The sequence below is a fragment of the Actinoplanes sp. NPDC026670 genome (assembly GCF_040638175.1).
Taxonomy (GTDB): Bacteria; Actinomycetota; Actinomycetes; order Mycobacteriales; family Micromonosporaceae; genus Actinoplanes.
In genome coordinates, this window is record NZ_JBEZXU010000034.1 from 108,874 (window position 1) to 117,790 (window position 8,917).

7 protein-coding genes are annotated in these 8,917 nt (G+C 70.9%); 2 read left to right on the forward strand and 5 right to left on the reverse strand.

Annotated elements, in window-relative coordinates:
* The first annotated feature begins 10 nt into the window (after nucleotides 1-10).
* On the forward strand, nucleotides 11-2,833 hold the full coding sequence (locus AB0E94_RS30090) for an ATP-binding cassette domain-containing protein (RefSeq protein ID WP_360332842.1): 2,823 nt from the start codon (nucleotides 11-13) through the stop codon (nucleotides 2,831-2,833).
* Here the strand turns inward: AB0E94_RS30090 and AB0E94_RS30095 are convergent, their stop codons facing one another.
* The 3 genes from AB0E94_RS30095 to AB0E94_RS30105 form a co-directional block, all read right to left on the reverse strand.
* Nucleotides 2,834-3,583, reverse strand: a complete 750-nt coding sequence (locus AB0E94_RS30095; protein ID WP_360332845.1) for a MerR family transcriptional regulator — start codon at nucleotides 3,581-3,583, stop codon at nucleotides 2,834-2,836.
* Between the two features lie 153 nt (nucleotides 3,584-3,736).
* On the reverse strand, nucleotides 3,737-4,399 hold the full coding sequence (locus AB0E94_RS30100; RefSeq protein ID WP_360332848.1) for a hypothetical protein: 663 nt from the start codon (nucleotides 4,397-4,399) through the stop codon (nucleotides 3,737-3,739).
* Between the two features lie 14 nt (nucleotides 4,400-4,413).
* Nucleotides 4,414-4,923: a SigE family RNA polymerase sigma factor gene (locus AB0E94_RS30105; RefSeq protein ID WP_360332851.1), complete on the reverse strand. Its 510-nt coding sequence runs from the start codon at nucleotides 4,921-4,923 to the stop codon at nucleotides 4,414-4,416.
* A gap of 158 nt (nucleotides 4,924-5,081) precedes the next feature.
* On the opposite strand from AB0E94_RS30105, the gene AB0E94_RS30110 reads away from it, so the two are divergent.
* Nucleotides 5,082-6,422 (forward strand): acyltransferase, encoded by a 1,341-nt coding sequence (locus AB0E94_RS30110; protein ID WP_360332854.1) that lies wholly within the window; start codon nucleotides 5,082-5,084, stop codon nucleotides 6,420-6,422.
* Here the strand turns inward: AB0E94_RS30110 and AB0E94_RS30115 are convergent.
* Both AB0E94_RS30115 and AB0E94_RS30120 read right to left on the reverse strand, forming a co-directional pair.
* Nucleotides 6,326-7,117, reverse strand: a complete 792-nt coding sequence (locus AB0E94_RS30115) for an aspartate/glutamate racemase family protein (RefSeq protein ID WP_360332857.1) — start codon at nucleotides 7,115-7,117, stop codon at nucleotides 6,326-6,328. The two genes, AB0E94_RS30110 and AB0E94_RS30115, sit on opposite strands and share 97 nt — an antisense overlap.
* Nucleotides 7,117-8,598 (reverse strand): NCS1 family nucleobase:cation symporter-1, encoded by a 1,482-nt coding sequence (locus tag AB0E94_RS30120; RefSeq protein WP_360332860.1) that lies wholly within the window; start codon nucleotides 8,596-8,598, stop codon nucleotides 7,117-7,119. The genes AB0E94_RS30115 and AB0E94_RS30120 overlap by 1 nt, the downstream gene beginning before the upstream one ends.
* Between the last annotated feature and the right edge of the window lie 319 nt (nucleotides 8,599-8,917).

The window sequence follows — 8,917 nt, forward strand, 5'->3', positions numbered from 1 at the left end:
GGCACGCCGCATGACGATCGAGACGGTCACCGGGGGCGGCGGGCTCCTCGTGGTGGACGCGCCCAGCGACCTGTTCCTGGTCCGCGCCCGAGCCGGCGGGGCACGGTCCCGGCGGCACTTCGTGGCCCGGATCCCGGCCGGTGGGCTGGTCCCCGACGTGACCGGGTCCGGTGTGTGGCGGCTGCTGGCCGTACCGCTGCCGGGTGGACGTCTCGACCGACTGCCGGGACCGCCGGACGGCGCCGAGGCGATCGATCTGGCGCTCGCCGCGCTGGCCGGCGCGATCCGTGGCGACCGTGAGCCACCGCGGGACGCCCGGGTGCTCTACGCCGGGCAGGTCGAGGCGGCCACCGCGGGCACCGCCTTCACCGGGTCGCCGGCGGTGTGCTGGGTGCGCGGCACCGGCGGCCGGCTGGTCCGTAACGACGGCGGGCCGGACGAGACGTTCGAGGAGGGTGTGCCGGTGCTGCTGGCCGGGCGCGACTGGGTGCGCTCGGAGCGGGGCGGCGCGGTGGAGGCCTGCTCCAGCGAGGATCTGCTGCGGTCCGGTGAGCTGTGGGACGCGGTACGCGACCGGACGGCCCGGCTGTTGCGCCTCGTCGAACGGCAGGGCGAGGCGGCCGACGCGGCGCTGCTGACGTCGCTGACCGCCCGGGAGGAGGGGAACCGGGCGGCGGTGGCCCGCGCGACCCGGATCGCGTCGGGTCTGGTCGGCGCCCGGCCGTCCACCGGCCGGGCCGGGCAGGGCGAGCGGTTCCGGCGGGCCGCGGCCGCGTTACGCCTGGTCGCCGGGGCCGGGGGCCTGCCGGTGGTGGAGCCGGCCGGGCGGCGCGACGAGCCGGCCGACCTGGGCGAGGCGGTCCGTGCGGTGGCCCGCAGTTCGTCGCTGCACCTGCGCGACGTGCAGCTGCCGGAGGACTGGTGGCGGCACGATCTGGGCCCGCTGCTGGGCTGGCGGGCCGAGGAGACCGGGACCGCCGTGGTGTGCCTGGTGTTCCGGCGCGGCCGGTACCGGGAGGTGGATCCGGAGACCGGGGCGGTGCTGGCCAGTGGCCGGGCCGCCGCCGACGGGGTGTCCCGGACCGCCACCCAGGCGCAGGTGCCGCTGCCGGTCGAGACGTCGGTGCCGAAGGTGTTCCGGCAGGGCAGCGCCAGCGCGGGCCCGGATCTGGCCGCCCTGGCCGGGTGCGGGCTGATCGTCGCCGCGCTGGCCCTGGCCGCGCCGATCGTGACCGGCCGGGTGCTGGGCGCGCTGGCCGAGCGGGTGTCGGTGTCCGGTCTGACCTGGTCGGCGCTGCTGCTGGTGGCCTGCGGCGGGGTGGCCGCGCTGGTCGGCGTGGCCACGAATCTACGTATGTTGCGCGGTGAGGGCCGGGTCGAGTACGGCGTGCAGCTGGTCCTCTGGGATCGCCTGCTGCGGCTGCCGGTCCGGTTCTTCCGGGACACCAGCAGCGGCGAGCTGGCCAACACGCTGCTCGGGGTCACGTTCGCCCGGGAGGCGCTGTCCGGGGTGATCCTGCTGCTGCTCACGTCGTCGCTGACCGCGATCACCATGCTGGCGCTGGTGTGGGTGCTGAGCCCGCCCCTCGGGCTGGCCTCCACCGGCCTGGCGCTGGCCGCGCTGGCGCTGGTCGGCGTCCTGGGCCGGGTGGTGATCGTGCGCCAGCGGCGGGCGCTGCCGGCCGAGCACAAGGCGGTGTCCACCGCCCACCAGCTGATCAGCGGAATCTCCAAGATCAAACTCGCCGGGGCGGAACAGCGGGCGTTCGCCGGATGGTTCGAGCAGACGGCGTACGCCCGGGGCACCCTCAACCGGGTCCGGGGGGTGCAGGCCGTGCTGCGGGCGGTGGCCACCGTGCTGCCGATCGCCGGTCAGCTGCTGCTGTTCACGATCCTGGCCGGCCCGCTCGCCGGAACGCTGGCCCCGGACGACTTCTTCGCCCTCAACGTGGCCTTCCTGATGCTGGTCGGGGCGCTGCTGGTGATCGTCTCCGGCAGTGTCGAGCTGCTGGCCGCGCTGCCCCGGCTCGCCGAGCTGAAGCTGCTGCTGGCCGGGGTGCCGGAGCGGACCCCGGACCGGGCCGACCCGGGCGACCTGCGCGGCGAGATCGCCCTCCAGGACGTCAGCTTCGCGTACGGCCCGGACGCCCCGCCGGTGATCGACGACGTGACGCTGCGGGTGCCGGCCGGCGCGTTCACGGCGATCGTCGGCCCGAGCGGCTGCGGCAAGTCCACCCTGCTCCGGCTGCTGCTCGGGTTCGAGTCGCCGTCGCAGGGCTCGGTCTACTACGACAACCAGGATCTCGCCGAACTGGACCTCCAAGCGGTCCGCCGGCAGTGCGGGGTGGTGCTTCAGGACGGGCAGTTGTTCGCCGGCTCGCTGCGCGACAATGTGTGCGGCGCCGGGTCGTACAGCCTGGAGCGGGTCCTGGAGGCGGCCCGGCTGGCCGGTCTCGACGAGGACATCGCGCACCTGCCGATGGGGGTGGCGACCATGGTTCCGCACGGTGGCGGCACGCTGTCGGTCGGGCAGCGGCAGCGGGTGCTGATCGCCCGCGCGCTGATCCACCGGCCCCGGATGATCTTCTTCGACGAGGCGACCAGCGCGCTCGACAACCGCACCCAGGAGCGGGTCACCGAGAGCACCCGGCAGCTCAGCGCCACCCGGCTGGTGATCGCGCACCGGCTGTCCACGGTGCGGCACGCCGACCTGATCGTGGTGATGGAGAAGGGGCGGATCGTGCAGCAGGGCACGTTCCCCGACCTGATGGCCGACCGGGACGGCCTGTTCTACCAGCTGGCCCGCCGCCAATTGGTCACCGAGGACGAGTGATCAGCCCAGGTCCATCACGGCGGCGGTCTCCACCAGCATGACGGTGCCCTGGCCGGAGCGGCGGCCCACGATGTCCACCACGGACGTCGGGCCGCGGTTCTCGGCCACCACCCGGAACGCCTCGCTGAGCAGGTCGATCAGGCCCTGCGCGAGCAGTTCGGCCGAGTCGCTCCACTCGTCCCAGGTGTTCGCGCGCGGCCGGGCCGGGTCACCCGGCAGCGACAGGATCCGGTCGCCTGTCGCCCGCAGCAGTTCGTCGACCGGGCGGCCGATCCGGTCCAGCACCTCGACCAGTACCTGCACGGTCTGCCGGGCCGGGAGCCCGGACCGGTGCAGCTCCAGGGCCGCGCGCAGCGCCCGCGGGCGGACCAGCTGGACCGCCCCGTTCTCCCGCCACGCGACCACGCCGTGCCGGGTGAGCGCGTCGACGAGAGCCGGCGACTCGGTGGCGAGGCGCTGCATCAGGGGCGCCAGGCCGTCGCTGCGGGGCTGTCCGGCGCGTACCCCGAACATCGCCTCGATCGCGGTGAGGTTGAAGCCCTGCCGCTGCAGCGACAGGATCGCCTCCAGCCGGCGCAGGTGATGTTCCTGATAGACCACGGTGCGCCCGCGCCGGACCGGCGGGGCGAGGATGCGGCGGGCCTGGTGTGCCCGGATGTTGCGGGGCGACATCCCGACCTGGCGGCTCAGCTCCTCGATGGTGAATTCCTGCTGGGCCGTCGCCGGCCCGTCGACACGCTGGACGGTCATGCCATCACCCCCGGTTCATGCCCCTCGGCGGGCACCGGACCATCGTCACGCGGGGGTTCGCCTACCCACATCGGGGCGCGGCACGTACTTTTCTCGACGGGGAGACCGGGACGCTTTCCCCGTCCCGGTCTCCCCTCCTATCCACGGCGGGGGTCAGCCGTGGGTGACCTTGGCGTTCTCGTCGACGTGGATGCCGGAGGCGAACTCCAGCACCTCCTTCTCACCCCAGCCCAGGCCGTCCCAGACCTGGATGACCATCCAGCGGTTCTCGCCGAGCTTCACGAAGAGGGCGCTGCCGTCGGTCTGGTCGATCATCTTGGTGAGCAGGCCGGTCGACCCGTTGACGGTCACCTCCTTGCCCTTGAGCTCCTCGTTCGGGGGGAACTCCTGGAGCTGGGCGACGATCTTGCCGACGAAGCTGTTCGGGTTCTTGTCCTTGAACCCCTTCGGGGCGATGACGATGCCGTAGTCGTCGGCGCCCTGGAGCTCCCAGCCGTCCGGAACCTTGTCGAGGGTGAAACCCTTGGGCTGGGCGCCCTGGTAGGCGACGAGCTTGGTGACGGCGGTCTGCGGCGCAGACGTCGCCGGCCGGTCGCCGGCGGCTTCCGGCGCCTTCGGCGCGGCGCCGGTCCCGGTGGTGCCGACGATCACCGCGGCCAGGGCGGCGACGGCGAAGGCGCAGCTTCCGGCGACCTGGGTGGTACGGCGACGCCGGAGCGCCCGTTGTCCGCGGGCCAGGTCGGCCGCGACCTGCTCCCGAGTGGGTTCAGCAGCCGGGCCGGCGATCCGCGCCAGCCCGTCCTGAAGGTTGTTCATGTCAGTTCTCCTGGTCACAGCAGTGCAAGGGAGGATTTGGAGCCGAGGACCGCACGCAGCCGGTCGAGCGCCCGGGCGGTCTGGCTCTTCACCGTTCCCTCGGAGCACCCGAGGGCGTCGGCGGTGTCGGCGACGTCGAGGTCGTAGAAGTAGCGGAACACCAGCGCCGCCCGCATCCGCGGTGGCAGTTCCCGTAGGGCCGCGCGCAGGCCGTCCGAGACGTCACCGTCGATGTGGTCGGCTGCCGCCCGGTCGGGGACCTCGGCCATCGGCCGTTCGCTGCGCCGCCACCACCGCCGCCGCTCGTCGGTCAGCGCGTTCACCAGCGTCCGCCGGACGTAACCGTCCGGATTGCCGGCCCGCTGGAACGACGGCCACGCGACGTACAGCTTCGTCAGGGTGGACTGGACCAGGTCCTCGGCCAGGTGGGCGTCGCCCGCCGTGAGCAGAGTCGCGGTACGCACCAGCGCGGCCCTCCGGCTGACCACGAACTGATGGAATTGCTCATCACGCTCGGTCTTCACACGAGCCCCTCCTTCACTCTCACGCCTCCCTGACGACTCCCTCCTCAGCCAGGTTGCACGGGCGAGAAAAATCGACTCAGCGTGACAGCGACCCGACCAGGTGTCACACACCCGTTCAGGTCGATCTGAACGGACTGTGTCCCGGCTTTGATAGACCCGTGAATATCAGTAGTCTCGCCCGGGTGTCGACCGAAACCCGGGACCGGGACGCCGCTGCCCCCACGCCGGCCCCCTCCCCCGCTGCTCAGGCCGTAAGTCCGCCGGCCGCCCGCCTGCGCTGGCTGGACGCTCTGCGGGGCATCGCGGTGCTCGCCGTGGTCTATGAGCACTTCTCCGCCTACCTGTTCCCGGGTGTGAAACAGGCCACTGTCCAGTGGGTGCATGCCGGCACCTTCGGCGTGACGCTCTTCTTCCTGGTCAGCGGCTACATCGTGCCCGCCTCGATCGAGCGGCGCGGCAGTCTGCGGCACTTCTGGATCGGGCGGTTGTTCCGGCTCTATCCGGCGTTCCTGATCACCATCGCCGGCGCGGCGGTGGTCGCGCAGATCGCGTCCCGGCCGGGCGTCCCGGACGACCTGTTCGACAAGACGCTGACGACGGTGCTGGGGCACCTGACCATGCTCCAGGACATCCTCGGGGTGGCCAACGTCCAGTATCAGTTCTGGACCCTCACCTACGAGATGCTGTTCTACCTGATCGTCACCGTGGTGTTCGTCTTCGGCGTGCACCGGTTCAGCGCCGAGATCGCGTTGCTGCTGTCCGCCGCCGCGATCGCGCTGGGCTCGGTCCTGCCGGTCCGGGCGTTCGCCGGCGACCCGCTCGCGCTGCGCAACCTGGTCCTGATCACCGGCCTGGTCCTGCTGATCGGGGTGACCGCGGTCAGCAGCCGGCGACGGGCGATCGTGGTGGCCGGCGCCCTGCTGCTCGGCTCGGGCGTGGTCGCGCTGCTCGGCGGCAACCAGGCCAAGGGCGGCTGGGAGGGCTTCGTCATCCTCGCCGTGATGTTCACCGGCACCGCGCTGTACCGCGCCGAGCAGGGTCAGATCGCCAAGTGGCGGGCGGTCCCGGCGGTGGTCGCGGTGCTCACCGCCACGGTCATCGGCACGTACGGCTACGGCAACATGTGGAACATGGTCGGCAAGTTCCCGGCCGACCGCTCGTGGACCGGTGGCCTGCTGCTCGCCTTCGTGTTCTTCGGCCTCGGCATGGCGCTGCGCCACAAGCCGGTGCCCGGCTGGCTGTCCTGGATCGGCGCGATCAGCTACTCCGTCTACCTGCTGCACTACCTGGTCCTGGCGCTCGCCGGTGACCTGCTGCGCGGCAGCGTCGAGGAGCCGCTGCCGCTGAAGCTGGCGCTGACCGTGGGCTACCTGACGGCGGTCCTGCTGGTCAGCTGGCTCTGCTACCGGGCCGTCGAGCTGCCGTTCCAGTCGATGGGCCGCAAGCTGTCCAAGCGGCTCGACGCGGGCGCCCCGAAACCGGCCAGCGCGCCCGCGTAGGGCTTGGCCGGCGGCGGGGCGTACTCGTCCCGTTTCGAGGTGCGCACCCCCAGCGTGACCAGAGACTGGACGAGCAGGGTCGCGGCGGTCACCCCGTCGATCACCGGGACGCCGACCCGCTCGGACACCTCGGCACAGAACGCGGCCATCCCGGCACAGCCGAGCACGATCACGTCCGAGCCGTCCGACTCCAGCGCCCGCCGGGCCAGGTCGACCACCCGGGGCAGGACCGTGGGGTCGGACTCCAGCTCCAGCACCGGGATCTCACAGGCGTGCACGCCCCGGCAGGCGCCGGCCGGGGCGTACCTCCCGGCCAGATCGTGCGCGCGTCCGGCCGTACGCCCAAGGGTTGTGACGACGCTGAAACCGCGACCGGCGAGCATCGCCGCATGCATCGCGGCCTCGGCGATGCCGACCACCGGACCGGCGGCGACCTCCCGGGCCGCGTCGAGCCCGGGGTCGCCGAAACAGGCGATGACATAACCGTCGGCGCCGGACCGCTCGCCCGCGATCACCTCGGCGAGCAGGCCCGGCACGGCGAGCGCCTCGTCGTAGTGGCTCTCGATGGACGCCGGGCCCATCGCCGGGGTGACCGCCTCGACGACGGTGCCCGGGCCGGCGACGGCCCGGGCGCTCGCCTCGATCAGCCTGGTCATCGACGCCGTGGTGTTGGGATTGATGACCCGGATGCGCATCAGTTCTTTTTCGTCAGGGCCAGATAGACCACGAAGCCCAGCCCGCAGCCGATGAACCAGCTGTACTGGGCGATGTCGGACATCTTCCCGAGCACCGGGATCACCGCGACCAGCGCGCCGACCGCGGTCGCGATGATCGCCGGCGGGTGATAGCCCCGCTTGTAGTAGTAGCGGCCGTCCGGCGACATGGTGAACATCGCGTCGACGTCCACCTGCTGCCGGCGGACCAGGTAGTAGTCGGCGATCAGCACCCCGAAGAGCGGCCCGATGAAGGCGCCGAGCGTCTCCAGCGTGTAGTGGATGACCTCCGGGTTGTTGTAGAGGTTCCACGGCGTGAGCAGCACCGACCCGACCGCGGCGATCATGCCGCCGGCCCGCCAGGAGATCCGCTGCGGGCTGACGTTGGAGAAGTCGAACGCCGGCGAGATGAAGTTGGCGACGATGTTGATGCCGATCGTGGCGATGGTGAAGGTCAGCGCGCCCAGGACGATCGCGAACGTGCTGTCGATCCGGGCCACCGTGGCCACCGGGTCGGTGATCAGCTCCCCGAAGACCGGCACCGTGAGCGAAGCCGTCACGACGGTCAGGATGCTGAACATCAGGAAGTTGATCGGCAGGCCAAGGAAGTTGCCGACCTTGACCGCTTTGAAGCTCTTCCCATAGCGGGAGAAGTCGCCGAAGTTGAGCATCGGGCCGGAGAAGTACGACACGACCAGGGCGATCGCGCCGAGCATCACCGGGATCGCGTCGACGCCGGTGACCGTCACCTCGCCCAGGTTCAGGTCGATCGCGCTCCAGCCGGCCTCGGCGATCAGATAGCCGGCCAGCAGGAACATCACCACGTAGACGGCCGGTCCACAGAAGTCGATGAACTTCCGGATGGTCTCCATGCCGGTCCAGAAGACCGCCGCCTGCAAAACCCAGAGCAGCGCGTACGTGCACCAGCCGAGTAGTGGCAGGCCGAGGAACCCGTACTGGTCCACATCGGCGTACGGCATCAGTGACGGCCACAACTTCAAGATCACAACGTCGAGGGCGGCCGAGGCGAGGTACGTCTGGATGCCGTACCAGGCGACCGCGATCGAACCACGGATGATCGCCGGCACGTTCGCCCCGAGCACCCCGAACGCCACCCGGTTGATCACCGGATAGGGCACGCCCGTCACCTGCGACGGCTTGGCCACCAGATTGCAGAAGAAGTAGACGATCGTGATGCCCACGACCAGCGAGATCAGCACCTGCCAGCTGGACAGCCCGAGCGCGAACAGGCTGCCCGCCGTGACATAACCACCGACGCTGTGCACGTCGGACATCCAGAACGCGAAGATGTTGTAGGAGCCCCACCGCTGTTCCTTCAGCGGCGCCAGATCCTCGTTGGTGAGCCGGGGGTCGTACGAACTCTTAGCGACGCCGCTGCCGACCGGCATGCCGGCGGCTTCGACCAGGTCCTCGTGGTGTTTGCTGGGGATGGTGTCGGCCATGCCGTCACGCTATGAATCACCTGTTTCCCCCGGATGTGCGGAACTGTATATCTTCCGCCGCCCGCTATTCATCCCCGTCGACAGCCAGTTCTCGCAACTCCTGCGCCACCGACCAGCTCCGGCGGAGACCGGGCAGCCCGCGATCTTGCACACTTCTGCACCTTGGCAGCGATCTTGCAGGATTGTTCACTCTCGCGCCGATCTTGCAGCCCTTTCCACGCCCCGGCGGAGTCAATACTTCGTTGCATCACTGTCGATGGATCTTGATGGGATGCTGTGATGGCGGCGCGGTTGAGTGTGGCGGAACGGGAAGAGATAG

Coding starts and splice junctions, on each gene's coding strand:
- AB0E94_RS30095 (WP_360332845.1), bottom strand. CDS start 3,583: ATGACCGTCCAGCGTGTCGACGGGCCGGCGACGGCCCAGCAGGAATTC.
- AB0E94_RS30100 (WP_360332848.1), bottom strand. CDS start 4,399: ATGAACAACCTTCAGGACGGGCTGGCGCGGATCGCCGGCCCGGCTGCT.
- AB0E94_RS30115 (WP_360332857.1), bottom strand. CDS start 7,117: ATGCGCATCCGGGTCATCAATCCCAACACCACGGCGTCGATGACCAGG.
- AB0E94_RS30090 (WP_360332842.1), top strand. CDS start 11: ATGACGATCGAGACGGTCACCGGGGGCGGCGGGCTCCTCGTGGTGGAC.
- AB0E94_RS30120 (WP_360332860.1), bottom strand. CDS start 8,598: ATGGCCGACACCATCCCCAGCAAACACCACGAGGACCTGGTCGAAGCC.